The sequence below is a fragment of the Jatrophihabitans sp. genome (genome assembly GCA_036389035.1).
Classification (GTDB): Bacteria; Actinomycetota; Actinomycetes; order Mycobacteriales; family Jatrophihabitantaceae; genus Jatrophihabitans_A.
Genome location: DASVQQ010000007.1, coordinates 259,946 through 276,886, shown reverse-complemented (window position 1 = coordinate 276,886; position 16,941 = coordinate 259,946). Strand labels below are relative to the sequence as shown.

20 protein-coding genes are annotated in these 16,941 nt (G+C 71.9%); 7 read left to right on the top strand and 13 right to left on the bottom strand.

The window, feature by feature from the left end; genetic code table 11:
- Nucleotides 1-19: 19 nt before the first annotated feature.
- The 4 genes from VF557_03885 to VF557_03870 are packed head-to-tail and all read right to left on the bottom strand — an operon-like array spanning nt 20 to nt 3,409.
- A complete protein-coding gene (locus tag VF557_03885) occupies nt 20-796 on the bottom strand; it encodes a type II secretion system F family protein (protein ID HEX8079327.1) in 777 nt (258 codons plus the stop codon).
- Nucleotides 793-1,530: a type II secretion system F family protein gene (locus VF557_03880; protein ID HEX8079326.1), complete on the bottom strand. Its 738-nt coding sequence runs from the start codon at nt 1,528-1,530 to the stop codon at nt 793-795. The genes VF557_03885 and VF557_03880 overlap by 4 nt, the downstream gene beginning before the upstream one ends.
- Nucleotides 1,518-2,687: a TadA family conjugal transfer-associated ATPase gene (locus VF557_03875; protein HEX8079325.1), complete on the bottom strand. Its 1,170-nt coding sequence runs from the start codon at nt 2,685-2,687 to the stop codon at nt 1,518-1,520. The genes VF557_03880 and VF557_03875 overlap by 13 nt, the downstream gene beginning before the upstream one ends.
- Entirely contained in the window at nt 2,684-3,409 is a 726-nt protein-coding gene (locus VF557_03870) for a hypothetical protein (GenBank protein ID HEX8079324.1), read from the bottom strand. The genes VF557_03875 and VF557_03870 overlap by 4 nt, the downstream gene beginning before the upstream one ends.
- Before the next feature lie 161 nt (nt 3,410-3,570).
- On the opposite strand from VF557_03870, the gene VF557_03865 reads away from it, so the two are divergent.
- Nucleotides 3,571-4,368, top strand: a complete 798-nt coding sequence (locus VF557_03865) for an HAD family hydrolase (GenBank protein ID HEX8079323.1) — start codon at nt 3,571-3,573, stop codon at nt 4,366-4,368.
- A gap of 357 nt (nt 4,369-4,725) precedes the next feature.
- On the opposite strand, the gene VF557_03860 is transcribed toward VF557_03865, so the two are convergent.
- Nucleotides 4,726-5,427, bottom strand: a complete 702-nt coding sequence (locus VF557_03860) for a DUF402 domain-containing protein (GenBank protein HEX8079322.1) — start codon at nt 5,425-5,427, stop codon at nt 4,726-4,728.
- 11 nt (nt 5,428-5,438) lie between these two features.
- Complete coding sequence (locus tag VF557_03855) at nt 5,439-6,179, bottom strand: oxidoreductase (protein HEX8079321.1); 741 nt, start codon at nt 6,177-6,179, stop codon at nt 5,439-5,441.
- A gap of 100 nt (nt 6,180-6,279) precedes the next feature.
- Between VF557_03855 and VF557_03850 the strand changes: the two genes are divergently transcribed.
- Together VF557_03850 and acs are read left to right on the top strand one after the other, a co-directional pair.
- Nucleotides 6,280-6,807 carry a hypothetical protein gene (locus VF557_03850; protein HEX8079320.1) on the top strand — a complete coding sequence of 176 codons (528 nt, stop codon included), beginning with the start codon at nt 6,280-6,282 and terminating at the stop codon, nt 6,805-6,807.
- Nucleotides 6,808-6,896: 89 nt separating this feature from the next.
- The gene (acs, locus tag VF557_03845; GenBank protein ID HEX8079319.1) at nt 6,897-8,897 is read left to right on the top strand and encodes an acetate--CoA ligase; all 2,001 of its coding nucleotides are present in this window, start codon (nt 6,897-6,899) and stop codon (nt 8,895-8,897) included.
- A 17-nt stretch (nt 8,898-8,914) separates the two neighbouring features.
- Here acs and VF557_03840 read toward each other — a convergent pair whose 3' ends face one another.
- On the bottom strand, nt 8,915-9,637 hold the full coding sequence (locus tag VF557_03840; GenBank protein HEX8079318.1) for an SDR family oxidoreductase: 723 nt from the start codon (nt 9,635-9,637) through the stop codon (nt 8,915-8,917).
- 170 nt (nt 9,638-9,807) lie between these two features.
- Here VF557_03840 and VF557_03835 point away from each other — a divergent pair, with 170 nt between their 5' ends.
- Together VF557_03835 and VF557_03830 are read left to right on the top strand one after the other, a co-directional pair.
- Complete coding sequence (locus VF557_03835; protein HEX8079317.1) at nt 9,808-10,239, top strand: phage holin family protein; 432 nt, start codon at nt 9,808-9,810, stop codon at nt 10,237-10,239.
- Between the two features lie 9 nt (nt 10,240-10,248).
- Nucleotides 10,249-11,172, top strand: coding sequence for an alpha/beta hydrolase (locus tag VF557_03830; GenBank protein ID HEX8079316.1), 924 nt, complete (start codon nt 10,249-10,251; stop codon nt 11,170-11,172).
- Between the two features lie 5 nt (nt 11,173-11,177).
- On the opposite strand, the gene VF557_03825 is transcribed toward VF557_03830, so the two are convergent.
- The 4 genes from VF557_03825 to nth form a co-directional block, all read right to left on the bottom strand.
- The gene (locus tag VF557_03825) at nt 11,178-12,362 is read right to left on the bottom strand and encodes a MarP family serine protease (protein ID HEX8079315.1); all 1,185 of its coding nucleotides are present in this window, start codon (nt 12,360-12,362) and stop codon (nt 11,178-11,180) included.
- Nucleotides 12,363-12,379: 17 nt separating this feature from the next.
- The gene (locus tag VF557_03820) at nt 12,380-12,769 is read right to left on the bottom strand and encodes a cupredoxin domain-containing protein (protein ID HEX8079314.1); all 390 of its coding nucleotides are present in this window, start codon (nt 12,767-12,769) and stop codon (nt 12,380-12,382) included.
- 104 nt (nt 12,770-12,873) lie between these two features.
- On the bottom strand, nt 12,874-13,554 hold the full coding sequence (locus VF557_03815; protein ID HEX8079313.1) for a CoA pyrophosphatase: 681 nt from the start codon (nt 13,552-13,554) through the stop codon (nt 12,874-12,876).
- Entirely contained in the window at nt 13,551-14,294 is a 744-nt protein-coding gene (gene nth, locus VF557_03810) for an endonuclease III (GenBank protein ID HEX8079312.1), read from the bottom strand. The genes VF557_03815 and nth overlap by 4 nt, the downstream gene beginning before the upstream one ends.
- Before the next feature lie 34 nt (nt 14,295-14,328).
- On the opposite strand from nth, the gene VF557_03805 reads away from it, so the two are divergent.
- A complete protein-coding gene (locus tag VF557_03805) occupies nt 14,329-14,562 on the top strand; it encodes a hypothetical protein (protein ID HEX8079311.1) in 234 nt (77 codons plus the stop codon).
- 119 nt (nt 14,563-14,681) lie between these two features.
- The gene (locus VF557_03800; GenBank protein ID HEX8079310.1) at nt 14,682-15,356 is read left to right on the top strand and encodes a Crp/Fnr family transcriptional regulator; all 675 of its coding nucleotides are present in this window, start codon (nt 14,682-14,684) and stop codon (nt 15,354-15,356) included.
- Nucleotides 15,357-15,402: 46 nt separating this feature from the next.
- On the opposite strand, the gene VF557_03795 is transcribed toward VF557_03800, so the two are convergent.
- Both VF557_03795 and VF557_03790 read right to left on the bottom strand, forming a co-directional pair.
- On the bottom strand, nt 15,403-16,197 hold the full coding sequence (locus tag VF557_03795) for an MBL fold metallo-hydrolase (GenBank protein HEX8079309.1): 795 nt from the start codon (nt 16,195-16,197) through the stop codon (nt 15,403-15,405).
- Complete coding sequence (locus VF557_03790; GenBank protein HEX8079308.1) at nt 16,194-16,940, bottom strand: NUDIX hydrolase; 747 nt, start codon at nt 16,938-16,940, stop codon at nt 16,194-16,196. Before VF557_03790 ends, VF557_03795 begins: the two co-directional genes overlap by 4 nt.
- Nucleotide 16,941 lies beyond the last annotated feature (1 nt).

The window sequence follows — 16,941 nt, the reverse complement described above, 5'->3', positions numbered from 1 at the left end:
GCGGGCTGGGGCAGCGCCGTCATCCGACCACGTCGCCGCCGAACATCTCACCGGCCACGCCGAGGATCACCGGTAGCACTCCAAGGCAGACGAAGGCCGGCAGGAAGCACAAGCCCAGCGGCAGCAGCGACCACACCCCGAACCGTTCTGCCCTGGCCAGCGCCTCGGCCTGGTGCTCGGCTCGCAGCTCGGCGGCCGCCGCGGCCAGCGCCTGGGCCAGTCGAGCGCCGCTGGTGGCGCACCGCCTGCCGCTGTCGGCGACCGGTCCATACCACGGCACCGGCTGCAGCACCGCCCAGGCAGTGGCCGGCTCGCTGCCCAGCTGCAGCAGCCGGCCCACCCGGCTCAACGGTTCGACGGCGTGCCGCATGCTGGCCGTGCCGTGCTCGGCCACCGCCGCCGCGACACCTTCGATGGCCAGCTCCGGCGGTGAGCCGGCCGCCAGCGCGCCGGCCAGCAGATCGACCACGAATGCCACCGAGCGCGGCTCGGGCGGGCTGCCGGCGGCCCTCGCCCGCACCAGCCTGACCACCAGCCAGGCAGCGCCCGCTGCCAGCGGCAGTGCCGCCGCCGCGCCGGGCCAGCCGCCGAGCAGCACCGCCAGGACGGCGGTGGCGACCGCGGCTGTTGCCGGCAACGCCACGGAGCTGCCGGCTGCGGGCGGCAATCCGTCGGCTACGAGCGGCGGGGCTGGCTGCGCCGGGCCGGTGGTCGGCCTGCGGTGCCGGGCCGGAGCTCTGGCAGCCTTGGCCGGTAGCAGGAGCAGCGCCAGCGCCAACCAGCCCGCAGCGCTCACCTCGGCGTCCTCCCGCCCTGGGCCCGCCGGCTGAGCGCGGCGGTCCACGCCAGGCCTGCCAGGTCGAGGAACACCCCCGCGATCAGTGCCAGCCGTCCGGCGCCGGTGTGCAGCAACAGCCGTTGCGGCTGCGCGCCCATCGCGGCAGCCATGGCCAGGCCGAGCAGCGGCAGCCCCGACAGCAGCAGGGCTGAGCTGCGTGGCCCGGCCAGGGCGGTCCGGACGGCTCGACAGGTCCGCTGATCGGCGGCAAGGTCGGCCTGCACACCCGCCAGCGACGGGCCCAGTGGCACTCCGCTGCGAGCGGCAAGATCACAGGCGACCGCCAGCGGGGACAGGCCGCTCTCGGCCCGCAGGGCAGCGGTGACCTCGTGGCCGTTGCGGGCCAGCGCGGCCGCGCCGGCGATCGCCACCCGGAACCTTCCCGAAACCGCGGTGGCAGCGACGAAGGCCGTCCCGACGGTCGCTCCGGCGGCGTACTCGTCCTGCAGGACGGCGACGATCGCGGCCAGCTCAGCCCGGCGGCGTTCGCCGTCCCGCCGGGAACCGACCAGCCGGGCGCACCGGGCCAGCACCAGCCGGGCCGAAGGCCATCCAGCTCGGCGGGGCAAGCCGGCGGCCGCCGGCCCTCCCCATCTGGTGGCGGCGAGCCAGGCCAGCCGCCGCTGAGCCACCATCGGGACCGGCGCGATCAGCAGGCCCGCGCCGAGCAGCGCGAGGGTCAGCCCCGGCACGCGACCACCTCCGCGAGCAGGGCCGGCGGATCGAGGCCGGCCGCGTCGAGCAGGAACCGCAACCGACCCGCGGCCGGGCCGAGGCCGGCTGTCCTGGTCCAGACCAGAGCCGGCTCGACAGCCGGCTCAGCGGACCACAGCGCCAACTGCTCCACCCGGCGCAGGCCGTTGCGATCCCGGCGGATATGCACCAGCACATCAAGGGCACTCGCGGCCTGGGCGATGAGCGCCTGAGCCGGCATGCCGCCGAGGGCTGCCAGCGCCACCAGCCGGGCTGCCACGTCGGTGACCGAGTTGGCGTGCACGGTGGCGGCCCCTCCCGCGTGGCCGGTGTTGAGCGCGGCCAGCAGCTCCACGACCTCCGCACCCCGGAACTCGCCCACGACCAGGCGGTCCGCGCGCATCCGCAGCGCCTGCCGCACCAGTTCACGCAGCTCGACGGCGCCGGCCCCCTCGACATTGGCCGACCGGGCCAGCAGCGCCACCACATGCGGGTGCTGCACTCCCAACTCGGCCGTGTCTTCAACGGTGATGATCCGCTCCGTGGGGCTGACGGTGGCCAGCAGGGCCGCCAGCAATGTGGTCTTGCCCGTCCCGGTGCCACCGCTGATCAGCAGCGTCAGCCTGGCCCGCACCAGCGCGGTCAGCAGCTCGGCCAACTCGCCGGACATCGCCGCGCAGCCGACCAGCTCGGCCAGGGCCAGCCGTCGCCTGGCCAGCACCCGCAACGACAGCGTCGGATGGGCCACCAGCGGCGGCAGGATCGCATGCAGCCGGGTGCCGTCGGGCAGCATCGCGTCGACGAACGGGGCAGCATCGTCGAGGCGCCGACCGGCCTGGGCCGCCAGCCGGGTGGCAAGGCGGCGGACTGCGGCGTCGGAGTCAAAACGCACCGGCGCGCGCTCGAGCCCGAAACCGCGGTCCAGCCAGACCTGGTCGGCAGCGTTGACCAGCACGTCGGTGACCCCGGCGCCGGCCAGCAACTCCTCCAGCGGCCCGGCGCCGGTCAGCTCGGCCGCGAGGCGGCCGGACAGTTCTGAACGCCCCTCGGCATCCAGCAACAGCGCCGACTCCTGGCCGGCCAGCTCGCCCAGATCGAGCGAGCCCGCGCCGGCCGCCAGCCGCTGCCGCACCCGGTCGACCAGGTCGCCGCTCACGCCGCGGCCACCTGCCGCAGCGCTACCTCAGCGGCCCGCCGCAACACCGCCTCAGCCAGCTGCCGGGTGCCGCGCCTGATCCGGCGGGGGTCCAGTCCGGCCGGTCGCCGGCTGGCCGGATCGTGCCCGAGCTCGCCGAGCACCGCCAGCCCGAGCAACTCCCCGATCCGGCCGGCGGGCAGCGAGGCCGCGGCCCCCCGGACCACCAGCGCAGTCCGTTCCGGGTCGAGGTCCGCGGCGATGGCAGCGGCGGCGGTGACCGCGCGCACCTCGGCCGGTGTGATCAGAACCGCCAGGTCGCAGGAACTCAACGCCGCTGCCCGGACCGGCGAGGGCCACCGGGCGATGTCGAGGACGACCGGGCCGGCCAGCGCCGCGGCGGCGGCGATCTGGCTCAGCGCGGCCGGGTCCAGTGCCTGCGGGGCGTCGACTGCTAGCACCGACACCTGGTGCCAGCTCGGCAGGCAGTCCCGCAGCACCGCCGGATCGAGGCCTCCGCCGCGCAGCCGTACCTGGCTCCACCGGGAGCCGGCCGCGCGTTCGCAGCCCAGCAGCACGTCGAGGCCGCCGCTGACCGGGTCGCAGTCGATCAGGAACGCCTGACCAGCCGAGCCGGCCGAGCCGCTCCGGGCCGCCGCGCAACCGGCGAGCACGGCCGCGAACACGCTGGCTCCCGCTCCGCCGCAGCCGGCGAGCACGCCGATCCTCGGATGCGCTGTCATGGCCACCACCCTGGCCCGCGAACCTGGCGACACCGGCCCTCAAGGCAAGGTTGTGGACGCCCCTTCCCGGCTGTGGACAACCACGCAACAACTAGGCAACATCGGGCAATCGGACAGACCGGCGACGCGCCGTAGCAGCCCGTCCTGGCTATCCTCGCGGGATGGCAAGCTCAGCGGCGTTCTTCGACCTGGACAAGACGATCATCGCCAAGTCCAGCACGCTGGCCTTCGGCAGGTCCTTCTACCAGGGCGGGCTGATCAACCGCCGGGCGGTTCTTCGCAGCGCGTTCGCCCAGTTCGTCTTCGCCCTGTCCGGCGCCGACGAGGACCAGATGGATCGGATGCGCAAGTACCTGACTGCCATGTGCACGGGCTGGGACGTCCAGCAGATCCGCGACATCGTGAACGAGACGCTGCACCAGATCATCGACCCGCTGGTCTACAACGAAGCCGTCGAGCTGATCGTCGAGCACAAGGCGGCCGGCCGGGACGTGGTGATCATCTCCTCCTCCGGCGACGAGGTGGTGCGCCCGATCGGCGAGATGGTCGGAGCCGACCACGTCATCGCCACCAGGATGGTGGTCCGTGACGGCCGCTACACCGGTGAGATCGAGTACTACGCCTACGGCCGGAACAAGGCCGACGGGCTGCGGGAGCTGGCCGCCGAGCGAGGCTATGACCTGGCTGACAGCTACGCCTACTCCGACTCGATCACCGATGTGCCGATGCTGGAGGCGGTCGGCCATCCCTACGTGGTGAACCCGGACAAGGCGCTGCGCAGGGTGGCAGCCGAGAACCACTGGCCGGCGCTGGCCTTCACCAACGCGGTGCCGTTGCGCGAGCGGCTCTCCAGCCTGAAGGCGCCGCAGCCGGCGACCAGCGCCGTGGTGGCCGCGAGCGCCGCCGGCTTGGTGGCGTTGCTGTGGTACGGGCACACCCGCAGGTCCCACCGCGCCTGACTCCTGTGATGAATACCGGTAGAACTCTTGCAATGTAAAGGTATTCGGGAGTACGAAGGATTTACGGAGTTCTCGAGTGGCTATGGCGGTCCGCCCCCACCAGTCGCGGATTCCGCCAGTGGGCAACCGGGTACCCACGCGGGCGACCTAGCCACGCTAAGGCTGTCGACGTGGGCCGGCTTCCGGCTCGCGCCTGACTTGTCACGGTGCACGCTTGGTAACCCGGATTGACCGCAGAGGGCGTCGTGCCCAGGCACGACGCCCTCACTTTGTCACCGCGCTTGCTGTCGCGGCGGTGCCGCGAAACGCTCAGCATCCGGCGTCTGATCAGCCGGCAGGGCAGCATCCGGCGTCTGATCAGCCGGGTGGGACAGCGCCCGGCCGCTGTTGGTCCGAGGGCGATGCCGGCCACCGGAAGTCCGGCAGCGGCTCGGGCAGTCCCGGGATCGGCCAGGACGGCTCCGGGCGGAAATCACACCAGCTGCCGTCGAAGGGGAACCGGGCGGCTTCGATGTCTGCGATCACCCGCCGGCCCTCGGCGCGGATCTCCTCGCTGGCGCGCGAGTCCCAGTAGCCGGCCAGCCCGGTGACGGCGACCAGGTCAGCCTCGTCCTTCCACTGCCAGCTCCGGTCCGGACCGACGACGATGTCCAGCTCGTGGTCGATCACGTCGACGCCGAGCAACCCGTCGTGCAGCCAGAATCCTGAGCGTGCCTCCAGGTTGACGTACCAGCCGCCGAACTCCGCTCCGTCGAAGAGCCACCACACCGAGTGCGCCCGGCCCGCCGGCATGCTGATCAGCGCCGAACGTCCCTGCCAGCTGCCGGTCCGCAGCTCGGCCGCGCCGAAGTCGGCGATCGGGGCGGCGCGCACCTGCGACCCGTCCGGCCGCTGCCGGGAGCCGAAGCCGGCGCCCACCGGAAGCCAGCAGAACACGCCCCACGGGTCGTCGGTCACCACCCGGCAGGCCTGCAGCCAGGAGGTGGAAGTACCCCGCCGGTACCTGCGCAGCAGCGGTTGGCCGGCCGCGATCGTGCCCGGCTCGACCGCCTCAACCACGCTGGATCGCCTCAACCACGCTGGATCGCCTCGCAGATGGCCAGCGACTCGCGGGCGCCGAGCTCGATCGCCCGGCCGCAATGCTCGATCCAGCCCACCACGCCGGCCGGCTCACCGCCGCGGTACTCGGCCAGCGCCGCCTGCTCCTGCTCGGCCAGCTCCAGGTGCCCGACTTCCAGCGCGACCAGCGACTTCGGGTCCAGCCCCCGGTCGATCAGCGTGAGCCGGGCTGCCGCGCGAGCCACCACCCCCGAGGCCGGCGCGAAGGCGTCCAGGCTCAGCACCTCGCCCTGCACGATCGCCGCGATCACCACGGCGGGGGCCTTGGTCAGCGCCAGCACCTCGGCCAGGGTGTCGAGCCGGTGCGCCACCTCCCGGTCCGGACGCGGCCGCCCGAGCTGCTCGGCCGGCAGCAGGTCGGTCGCCGCCAGCGCGTGCAACCGGGCCAGCGCCTGCCGCTGGGCGCCGGTCCAGGTCCCGGCCAGCGCGGCCAGCTCGGTCGACACCCGCAACGCCCCCTGCACGATCGGGTCGTCCGCCTTGCCGGCCCGCACCTCCTCCAGGCCGGCCGGCGAGCCGGCCAGCGCCGCCGAGGCCCACGCTCCGCGCAGCAACGACTCGGCCGAGACGTCGGCCGAACGCCGGCGCAGCACCCGGTGCCCGAGCAGCTTGTCGACCGCCTGCCTGCTCGCGGTCACCGACTCGGCGACGCCGGGCAGCTCCAGCAGCGGGGCCAGCGGTTCGGGGTTCACGTCGGTGAACGCTAGTCAACGACCTCCCGGCACTCCGACGTCGGGTTTCTGCAGTGCGCAGGTTCCAGGGCGGCGCGTAAGGTCGCTCACCCGATGCCCTGTGGCGGAATGGCGGATCTTCATGACCTGGGACCGAGATGGCCTGTCCGCGCAAGGCTTCCAAGGATTCGTGCGGTTCGCCGAGCTGCCGACTGCACAGGTGCCGAAGCTGCAAGGCGTCTACGTCGTCTACCGCGAGTCCGAAGCGCCGCCGAGCTTCCACGAGGCCAGCACCGGCGGATGGTTCAAGGGCAAGGACCCGTCGGTGTCCGCGGCGATCCTTGCGCAGGCGTGGGTGCCCGGCGCGGCCGTTCTCAACATCGGTAAGGCGACCGCGGGTGCCAGCGGTCAGCGGGGACTCGCGAAGCGACTGGACGAGTACCGCAGGTTCGGTGAGGGAAAGCCCGTCGGCCACTGGGGCGGGCGCTACGTCTGGCAGCTCGCAGACTCCGCAGAGTTGCTGGTCGCGTGGCTGCACACGCCCGACGAGGACCCCGGCGACGTCGAGGCGCGGCTCATCGCCGAGTTCACCCGCGACTACGGCGCGCGCCCGTTCGCCAATCGCAACGCTGGGCGGGTGACGTCCTAGCAGCTGCTTGGAGCCCCCTGTCCCAGCTCAGCCTCGGGCGATAACGTCAGGATCAGACACCGGCACCGAAGAGGAGCGAGAGAAGCCAGATGAGCGAGTCGAGCGATTTCCACAATGGCCTGTCGAACCTGCTGCACGAGGAACGCCGATTCCCGCCGTCGGAGGAGTTCGCGGCGGCGGCGAACTACTCGGCACAGGCCTATGACGAGGCAGCGGCCGACCGGCTCGGCTTCTGGGAGGCCCAGGCCCGCCGGCTGGACTGGGACTCGGAGTGGAGCCAGACCCTGGACTGGTCCAACCCGCCGTTCGCGAAGTGGTTCGTAGGCGGCCGCCTGAACGCAGCGGTCAACTGCGTGGACCGGCATGTCAGCGCCGGCCGGGGAGACAAGGTCGCCTTCCACTTCGAAGGCGAGCCGGGTGACACCCGCACGGTCAGTTACGCCGAGCTGCAACGGCTGGTGTGCCAGGCCGCGAACGCGCTGACCGGGCTGGGGATCGGCAAGGGCGACCGGGTCGCGATCTACCTGCCGATGAGCGTCGAGGCGGTGGTGTCGATGCTGGCCTGTGCCCGGATCGGCGCGATCCATTCGGTGATCTTCGGCGGCTTCTCCGCCCAGGCGATCTATGACCGGGTGCTCGACGCCGACGCCACGCTGGTGATCACCGCCGACGGCAGCTACCGCCGGGGCTCGGTCTTCGCGCTCAAGCCGATCGTGGACGAGGCGCTGGCCAAGTTCTCCGGCGACAGCTTGCCGGTCCGGCACGTGCTGGTCGTCAAGCGCGGCGGCAACGAGGTCTCGCTGACCGAGGGCCGCGACCTGTGGTGGGACGAGGCGGTCACCGGCCAACCGGAGTGGCACGAGCCGGAGTTCTTCGACGCCGAGACACCGCTGTTCATCCTCTACACCTCGGGGACCACCGGTAAGCCGAAGGGGATCCTGCACACCACCGGCGGCTACCTGACCCAGACCGCCTACACCCACCATGCCGCCTTTGACCTGCACGCCGACTCCGACGTCTACTGGTGCACCGCCGACATCGGCTGGGTCACCGGGCACTCCTACATCGTCTACGGCCCGCTGGCCAACGGCGCCACCCAGGTGATCTACGAGGGCACGCCGGACACCCCGCACAAGGGCCGGTTCTGGGAAGTCATCGAGAAGTACCGGGTGTCGATCCTGTACACCGCCCCCACCGCCATCCGGACGTTCATGAAGTGGGGAGAGGAGTTCCCGGCCAAGTTCGACCTGTCCTCGCTGCGGGTGCTGGGCTCGGTCGGCGAACCGATCAATCCCGAGGCCTGGATGTGGTACCGGCGGGTGATCGGCGGTGACCGGGCGCCGGTGGTGGACACCTGGTGGCAGACCGAGACCGGCGCGATCATGATCAGCCCGCTGCCGGGGGTGACCGCCGCCAAGCCGGGCTCGGCGATGCGGGCGCTGCCGGGCATCGAGGCCGACGTGGTCGATGACCAGGGCAAGCCGGTGCCCAACGGCGGTGGCGGGCTGCTGGTCCTGACCCAGCCCTGGCCGTCCATGCTGCGCGGCATCTGGGGCGACGAGCAGCGCTACCGCGAGACCTACTGGTCCCGCTTCGCCGAGCAGGGCTACTACTTCGCCGGCGACGGCGCCAAGAAGGACGAAGACGGCGACCTGTGGCTGCTGGGCCGCGTCGATGACGTGATGAACATCTCCGGCCACCGGATCTCCACCACCGAGGTCGAGTCGGCGCTGGTGTCACACCCCTCGGTCGCCGAGGCCGCGGTGGTCGGCGCCACCGACCCGACCACCGGTCAGGCGATCGTCGCCTTCGTGATCCTGCGCGGCTCGGCCGCCGACGGCGGCGCGGAGATGGTCACCGAGTTGCGCAATCACGTCGCCAAGGAGATCGGCGGGATCGCCAAGCCCCGCCAGATCATGGTGGTGGCCGAGCTGCCCAAGACCCGGTCGGGCAAGATCATGCGCCGGCTGCTGCGCGACGTCGCCGAGAACCGCTCGATCGGGGACGTCACCACGCTGGCGGACTCGACGGTGATGGAGCTGATCTCGAAGGGGCTGGCGGCCAAGGGCGGCAAGGCCGACGAGGACTGAGCCCCCGTACGTCCAGCTCAGCGGTGGGTGTCGGGTGAGGCCGGACCCGGCAGCCCGGCCGGGCGCAGCACCAGGTCGGTGATCACCCCGTCCCGCGGCAACGCCAGGATCGTCTCGATGGCGCCAGCGACGGTGTCCGGCCGCAGGTAGTCAGACTCCTGGTACTCCCCCGCCTCGGCGGCCCGGACGCTGCGCTGCATGTCGGTGGCGGTCCGGCCGGGGTAGATGGAGCTGACCCGCAGGCCTGGTTCCTCCTGGCGCAGGCCGTCGGCATAGGCCCGCAACGCGAACTTCGAGGCCCCGTAACCGGTCAGCGGCGAGCGGGCGTTGAGCCCGGACCCGGAGTTGACGAGCACCACCGCGCCGCCTGCCGCCCGCAACGCCGGCAGCAGCAGCCGGGTCAGCTCGGCGACCGCGGTGACGTTGACGGCGAACTGCTCAGCCAGCTCGGCGGCCACCGGGCCGCTCAGGGTGCCCGGCCGCACGATGCCGGCGCAGTGCACCACCCCGTCGAGGGAGTCCAGCGTCGCCAGCCACGGCGCCAGCGCCGCCGCCAAGGACTCCGGGGCCGACAGGTCCGCGGCCAGCATCCCGGCCAGGCCAGGCTCGGGCAGGCCCGACCCGACGGCCGGATCAGTGGTTCTGGCCAGGCCGTAGACCTGGTGTCCGACAGTGAGCAATCGCTCGGACAGTGCCCGGCCGATTCCGCGGGAGACTCCGGTGATCAGATAGCTCGGCACACCCAGACCTTAGCCACCGATCGTGGACGAGCACGCCCGCCTCACCCCGGGATATCGCCCGGACAGAGCGGCCTCAGCGGCGCGGTAGGGTTTGAAACGATCCGAGCTGCTACACGTTCGGGCCACCGGTCGGCACCGACCGGCACCGCGACATGAAGGGACACCGGCGGGTGACCGTGAATCACACCTCGACGCAGGCGCCAGGACCGGCCTCTATCGGAACCCTGGTCGCCGAGGCTCATTCCAGCTTCAGCACCCTGCTGCACGGTGAGATCGAGCTTGCCAAGCTCGAGATCAAGTCCTCGGTCAAGAACGCCGGCACCGGAGCGGGGATGTTCGCCGCGGCCGCCGTGCTGGTGGTGTTCGGGCTGACCTTCGGCCTGATCGCGTTGGCGGAGGGCCTGGTCGCCCTGCACCTGTGGCGCTGGGTCGCCTACCTGATCGTCTTCGTGCTGCTCGTCCTGCTGGCAGGCCTGTTCGCCTGGCTGGGCATGCGCAAGGTCAAGCGGGTCAAGGCGCCGCAGCAGACGATCGACACCACCAAGAGCACCGTGGTCGCGTTGCGCCAGGCGACCGCGCATCAGCCGAACCATCGGGCCTGACCGCCGACGTTGAACAGACCTGACGAGTCCGTCGTCCTGATCGACGGACCATGGACGCACCGCACCATCCGGGCCAACGGAATCGCGCTGCACGTCACCGAGGCCGGCGCCGGCCCGCTGGTGTTGCTGCTGCACGGGATGCCGACCTTCTGGTGGACCTGGTCCCGGCAGCTGATCGACCTGGCCGATGCCGGTTACCGCGCCGTCGCGGTGGACCTGCGTGGCTACGGGGCCTCCGACAAGCCGCCGCGAGGCTATGACGCCACCACCATGGCCGCTGACATCGCCCAGCTGGTGACCGCGCTCGGCGAGCAGGACGCGGTGATCGTCGGCAACGACGTCGGCGGGCTGCTGGCCTGGACGATGGCCGCCCAGCATCCTCAGGTGGTTCGCCGGATCGCGGTGCTCGGCGCGGCCCACCCGCTGCGACTGCGGCAGGCGGTGCTCTATGACCGCAAGGGCCAGCGGCATGCCTCGGCCTACGCGCTGGGCAAGTTCCAGGTGCCCCGGCTCGGTGAGCGGCTGCTCACCGAGGACTCGGCGTTCCTGCAGCAGCTGTTCGACGCCTGGTCGGGCCCGCGCTGGCGTAGCAGCGCGAGCTACCCCGCCACGATCAGCCGGTACGCCGAGGCGATGCGGATCCATCCGGTGGCGCACTGCTCCCTGGAGTTCTTCCGCTGGGCGGTCCGGTCACTGCCCCGCCCGGACGGTCGTGCCTACGCCCGCTCGATGCGCCAGCCCATCAGCACCCCGGTCCTGCAGCTGCACGGCGAGCTGGACCGGTGCGTGCTGCCCTCCACCGCGCAGGGCTCGTCGCGGCACGTCTCGGCCGACTACGAGTGGCGGCTGCTGGACGCGGTCGGGCACTTTCCGCAGCACGAGAGCCCCGAGCGGGTCTCCGACGAGCTGATCCGGTGGGCCAAACTCGGCTGAGCCGGCTAGCTGCAGGCGCCGGTGTCTACCGGCTTGGTCGCGCGCCGGCCCGCGTTGGCGGCATCGGTGACCTCGTCGGCGGTCAGCACGAAGGCGGTGTCGGCGGAGTCCAGGGCCGAGGCGAACACGATGCCCAGGACGGAGCCGTCGGTGGCGATCAGCGGGCCGCCGGAGTTGCCGGAGCGCACCACCGACCTGATCGTGTAGATGTCGCGGTCCACCGAGACCTGACCATAGATGTCGCGGCCGGAGATCAGCTCCCGGTCCCGGACCCGGGCCGGCCGCACGTCGAACGGGCCGTCCTCGGGGTAGCCGAGCACGATGGCGTCCTGGCCTGAGCTGGCCGGAACCCCGGACAGCTTCAGCGGCGCTGGTTTCAGCCCCGGCACCCACAGCACCGCGATGTCACGGCCCGGGTCGAACACCACCACGTGGGCGCTCAGCCGGCCGCGGCCGGTCTCGACCTTGACCTGGTCGGCTCCGGCCACCACGTGGGCGTTGGTCAGCACCCGCTCCGGGGCGTAGACGACGCTGGAGCCCTCCATCCCCCGGTCACAGGACAGCGCCACCGCGCGCACCTTGAGCACCGAGTCCCGGACCGTCGCCACCGCCTCGGACCGCAGCAGCGCCGGGTCGGCGGGCGGCACGTCGACGATGCGGGTCGGCTGCAGGGCGCCGAAGACCTGCGGAAAGCCGCTGCGGTCGACGAACCGGCGCAGCGAGCTGTAGAGGTTGCGGACGCTGTCGGGCAACGTGTCGTCCACCGCCCGGATGGTCACCGAGCGGCGCACCTGGTCAGACAGCGTCGGGAACGGCGCGAACGCCACCGGCAGCGCGACCATCCAGGCCACGAGCAGCACCGCCATCACCGAGAACAGCGCTCCCACCACCCGGTCCAGCTGGCGGGCCGGGCTCCAGGTCACCTTCGAGCGCAGCCGGCCGCCCACCCAGATCGCGATCAGCTGACCGAGCATGGCGAAGAACAGCACGCAGACGATCGCGACCGGCACCTGTGCCGCGCCGTCGGCCAGCGTCCGGCCCAGCGGCCTGGCCAGCTGGGCGCCCAGCGCGGCGCCGCCGAAGAAACCGGCGAAGGACAGGCCGCCCAGCAACGCGCCGTTGCGAAAACCGCCGACGGCGTAGCAGCCGATCACCACCAGCAGGATCAGGTCGAGCAGGTCCGGCTTCACCGCTGGGGCGGACCTCCTCAGTTCGGCAGCACGACGAGGGTGCCCGTTTGTCCCTGCGGGACATGAATGGTGCAGACGAATTTATACGTTCCCGGGGCGGGCGCGAGGAATTCCACTGATTTGGTCTGGCCGCCCGAGACCAGCGGGACGTAGTTTGCCGGGAAGTCGACCAACGACCAGTCGTGCGGAGCGCCGGTGCCGACATGCTTGAGGGTGATGCGTACCTTGCCGGGATGCACGGTGATGGTCGTGGGCGTGAACCGGTAGTCCTCGTCGGTGGTGATCACCACCTCCTGCGTCCCGGCCGTCACCGAGGCGGTGGTCGAACCGACGTGCGGGTTGCGCTCGATCGCCGACTTGGTCTGGCAGCCGGCCAGCGGTGCCAGCAGTAGCAGCGACGCGCTCATCGACACCGCTCTCGTCACTACCGGAACGCGGCGTCCACGCGCGCCGAGTCTGGCCGGTCGAAGCATCAGCACGGAAGCGACCGTACCTGGCCCGGCTGTGCGAGCTAGACCGGCAGCGGCCGGACCTGCGCACGGTCCCACGGCTGCTCCCACCCGGCCAGGCGCAGCAACCGGTCCAGCAGGCCGGCGGTGAAGCCCCAGACGAACAGGCCGTCGACGCCGAAGCCCGGGCCGTTGTAACCGGACGGGTGCCGCACGGTGAACCGGTTGGCCGGCAGCAGCAGCTCGCCCAGCCGCACCCGGTGGACGCTGGCCACCTCGGCCTCATCGACCACTCCGACCGGATGCGGGCTGCGCCAGTAGCCGAGCACCGGGGTCACCACGAAGCCGGACGGCGGCAGCCACAGTGCCGGCAGCTCGGCCAGCACGTCCACGGTGTCCGGCCGCAACCCGACCTCCTCGGCCGCCTCGCGCAGCGCCGTGGCGCTGGCCGATGCGTCCTGCGGGTCGGTGGCCCCGCCCGGAAAGGCGACCTGGCCGGCGTGGCTGCGCATGGTGGCCGAGCGCTGGATCAGCAGCACGTCGGCTTCGGCGGCCGTCTCGGCTGAGGGGTCCGCGCCGGGCGAGAACAGGATCAGCACCGCGGAGTGCCTGCCGCTGCCGTCGCTGGGCGGGGTGAACTGGGACAGCTCGCCGGCCTGCACCGAGTCCAGGGCCAGCAGCAACGGGCTCAGCCAGTGCGGCGCCGTCACCGCGCCGGTGGCGTTACCAGCCGGCCGGCTCACCCGGTGAGCTCGGGATCCACCTGGGACGGGCTCTTGACCAGTTTGGCCGCCGCCACCGGATTCTGCTCGCCGATGCCTGCCGACGGGCAGAGCCGGGCGATCGGGCAGACCCCGCAGGCGGGCCGGCGGGCATGGCACATCCGGCGGCCGTGCCAGATCACCCGGTGCGACATGATCGTCCAGTCCTGGCGCGGGATCAGCGCCGCGACCTCGGCCTCGATCTTCACCGGATCGGTGTTGGCAGTCCACCCCCAGCGCTGGGACAGTCGCAGGAAATGGGTGTCGACGGTGATGCCGGGTATGCCGAAGGCGTTGCCGAGCACGACGTTGGCTGTCTTGCGTCCGAAGCCGGGCAGCGTGACCAGCGCCTCCAGGCTGGCCGGCACCTGGCCGTCATAGCGCTCCACGAGCTGCCGGCCGAGGTTGATCAGGTTGTTGGTCTTGGCGCGGAAGAAGCCGGTCGGGTGGATCAACTCCTCGAGCTCCTCGCGCACCGCCCCGGCGTAGGCGGCCGCGTCGGGGTACTTGGCGAAGACGGCCGGCGTCACTTCGTTGACCTTCTTGTCGGTGCACTGCGCCGACAGGATCGTGGCGACCGAGAGCTCCAGCGGGTTGCTGAAGTTCAGTTCGCAGTGCGCGTTCGGGTAGAGCTGTCCCAGCTCCTTGTTGATGCGTCGGGCCCGTCGGGTCAGGGCGAGCGGAGTTTCCAGGCGAACGGCTGCAGCCGTAGTGGTTCCCACACCGGATAGTTTATTGGGGCACAATGACATCACCATGATCGGATTTCTGGTGTTGCTGTTTCCGGTGCTTCTGCTGATCTTCATGCTCGTCATGGAGCGCATCGAGGAGCCGCTGACCCGGGTAGCCCTCGAGCGCGAGGTCGAGGACTTTCTCGAGAACGCCTCTCCCGAGGAGCTCAGCACCCTCGTGGTGGAAGGGCCTGAGAGCGCGATGTCGCGGTTCCGGTCCCGGCTGCGGCGACGCGGCCGGCGCAACCGGCACCAGTAGCCAGCCGCGGCTGGCCGGCGATCCGATCGTGCCCCCGGGCGCGGGTCGCCGGTGCGTGACCGGTGCCACCCCCTACAATCCGGCGCAAGGTGTGCGTGAAGCGATGAGAGGGAGCTGGCGTGGACGAGGTGCTCCGCAGGGCCGGATTGTTCCAAGGCGTCGACCCGGCGGATGTCGAGGCGCTGGGCAGCCAGTTCGAGATCTTCGATGCGCCCCGGGGCACCATCCTCTTCAACGAGGGAGAAGCCGGTGACAGCCTCTACATCGTGCTGACCGGCAAGGTGAAGCTCGGCCGCAGATCCTCCGACGGGCGCGAGAACCTGGTGGCCGTGATGGGCCCGGCGGACCAGTTCGGAGAGCTGTCGCTGTTCGACCCCGGCCCGCGCACCGCCACCGCGGTGGTGGTCACCGACGCCAGGGTGGCCCGGCTGCCCAAGGCCGCGCTCACCGACTGGATCACCGAGCGTCCCCAGATCGCGCTGCAACTGCTGCGGGTGGTGGCTCGCCGGCTGCGGCGGACCAACACCATGCTCGCCGACCTGATCTTCGTCGACGTCCCGGGCCGGGTCGCCAAGCAGTTGCTGCAGCTGGCGCAACGGTTCGGCTCGGTGGACGGCGGCCAGCTGCGGGTGACCCACGACCTCACCCAGGAAGAGCTGGCGCAGCTGGTCGGCGCCTCTCGCGAGACCGTGAACAAGGCGCTGGCCGACTTCGCCCAGCGTGGTTGGCTTCGGCTCGAGGGCAAGAGCGTGGTCATCCTGGATCGCGAGCGGCTGGCCCGCCGGGCTCGCTGAACCGAGCTCGCTAACCCCTGCCTGAGTCAGCCACCAGCAAGCCGGCTCAGGAGCCCTCGGCCCGCAGGTAGGCCAGCTGCGCCTGGACCGACCATTCGGCGGCCGGCCACAGCGCCGGGTCGACGTCGGCGTACACCCGCCGCACCACGTCCATCGCGCTCAGCTCGGGACCGCCGTCGGCCAGCGCCTGGCGAACCTGGGCCAGCCGCTGCTCCCGATGTGCCAGATAGCCCCGAGCGGCCGCCCCGGCGTCGGCCAGTTCCGGACCGTGGCCGGGCAGCACCGTCACCCCCTCCAGGGTGGCCAGCCGGCGCAGCGAGGCCAGGTAGTCGGCGAGCACGCCGTCGGGATGGGCCACCACCGTGCTGCCCCGGCCCAGGATCGTGTCGCCGGTCAGCACCGCCACCGCAGGACCGTCGCCGGGCACCACGAACGACAGCGAGTCCGAGGTGTGACCGGGGGTGGCCCACACCTTGATCTGCACGCCGGCCCCGTTCAGGACCGCGCCCTCGGCCACCCCCTCGGCGCCGTAGCGGTGGGCCGGGTCCAGCGCCAGCACGGGCGCCCCGGTGAGCTCGTGCAGCCGCCGGGCGCCTTCGGAGTGGTCGGCATGGCCGTGGGTGAGCAGGATCAGCGGCACCGACCCGGCCGCCCGCACCACGGTGTCCAGGTGCCTGTCATCGGCCGGCCCCGGGTCCACCACCACCGCCTGCCGCCGGCTCGGCTCGTCGCGCAGCAGCCAGGTGTTGGTGCCGTCCAGGGTCATCGCCGAGGGGTTGTCCGCCAGCACGACCCCGGCCAGCGGGGTTACCTGGCGAAACTGCTCGTAGGCCAGGCTCACGGCAGCACTCCGCCCGACGAGCGCCGGAAGGAGGCCGGCAGCGGCAGCAGCCGGCCACCGCCCAGGTCGGCGCACCAGGTGCCCGACTCGTTCCGCCGGAAGCTCGGCTGGATCGGGCGCACCACCCGGGCCGCGGCCGAGTCCAGCACCGCCGCCGCGCTCGGCATGCTGGCGAGCTCGCTCAGGTTCACCACGGTCGGCGGCAGCATCGGGCGCTCGTCGCGCTCGTACTCGGCCAGCGCCTGGGCCACCGAGATCCAGTCGGCATGCGAGGCCTCACTGGTGACGGCGGCGGCGGTGGCCTCGTCCGGCACGGCAGCCACGAAGAAGTAGGTGTCGTAGCGGCGCGGCTCCACCTCCGGAGTGATCCAGCGCGCCCAGGGCCGCAGCGCCTCCAACGGCAGCCGGACGTCGGTCTCCTCCATCAGCTCGCGGCCGGCGGCGCGCAGCAGCGTCGCGGCGTGCTCGACGGTGGTGTCAAACTGCTCGGCGACCGCGGCGGCGGTGGCCGGAACCGGCCCGAGGGCGTCCGCCGGATCCACCCCGCCGCCGGGGAACACCGACATGCCGGGGGCGAAGGCCATCTTGGGGACCCGGCGCAGCATCCAGGTCTGCAGCCCGTCCGGGCCGTCGCGCAGCAGCATCACGGTGGCTGCCTCTCGGACGGCGGCGGCGCCGCTCGGGTCCTCGCGCAATCCTCGCTCTGCCGGGAAGCCGGGCCGGCTGCTGCCCGGTCCGGTCATG

Coding starts and splice junctions, on each gene's coding strand:
- VF557_03865 (HEX8079323.1), top strand. CDS start 3,571: ATGGCAAGCTCAGCGGCGTTCTTCGACCTGGACAAGACGATCATCGCC.
- VF557_03820 (HEX8079314.1), bottom strand. CDS start 12,769: ATGAGCGCGTCGCTGCTACTGCTGGCACCGCTGGCCGGCTGCCAGACC.
- VF557_03790 (HEX8079308.1), bottom strand. CDS start 16,940: ATGACCGGACCGGGCAGCAGCCGGCCCGGCTTCCCGGCAGAGCGAGGA.
- acs (HEX8079319.1), top strand. CDS start 6,897: ATGAGCGAGTCGAGCGATTTCCACAATGGCCTGTCGAACCTGCTGCAC.
- VF557_03805 (HEX8079311.1), top strand. CDS start 14,329: ATGATCGGATTTCTGGTGTTGCTGTTTCCGGTGCTTCTGCTGATCTTC.
- VF557_03870 (HEX8079324.1), bottom strand. CDS start 3,409: ATGACAGCGCATCCGAGGATCGGCGTGCTCGCCGGCTGCGGCGGAGCG.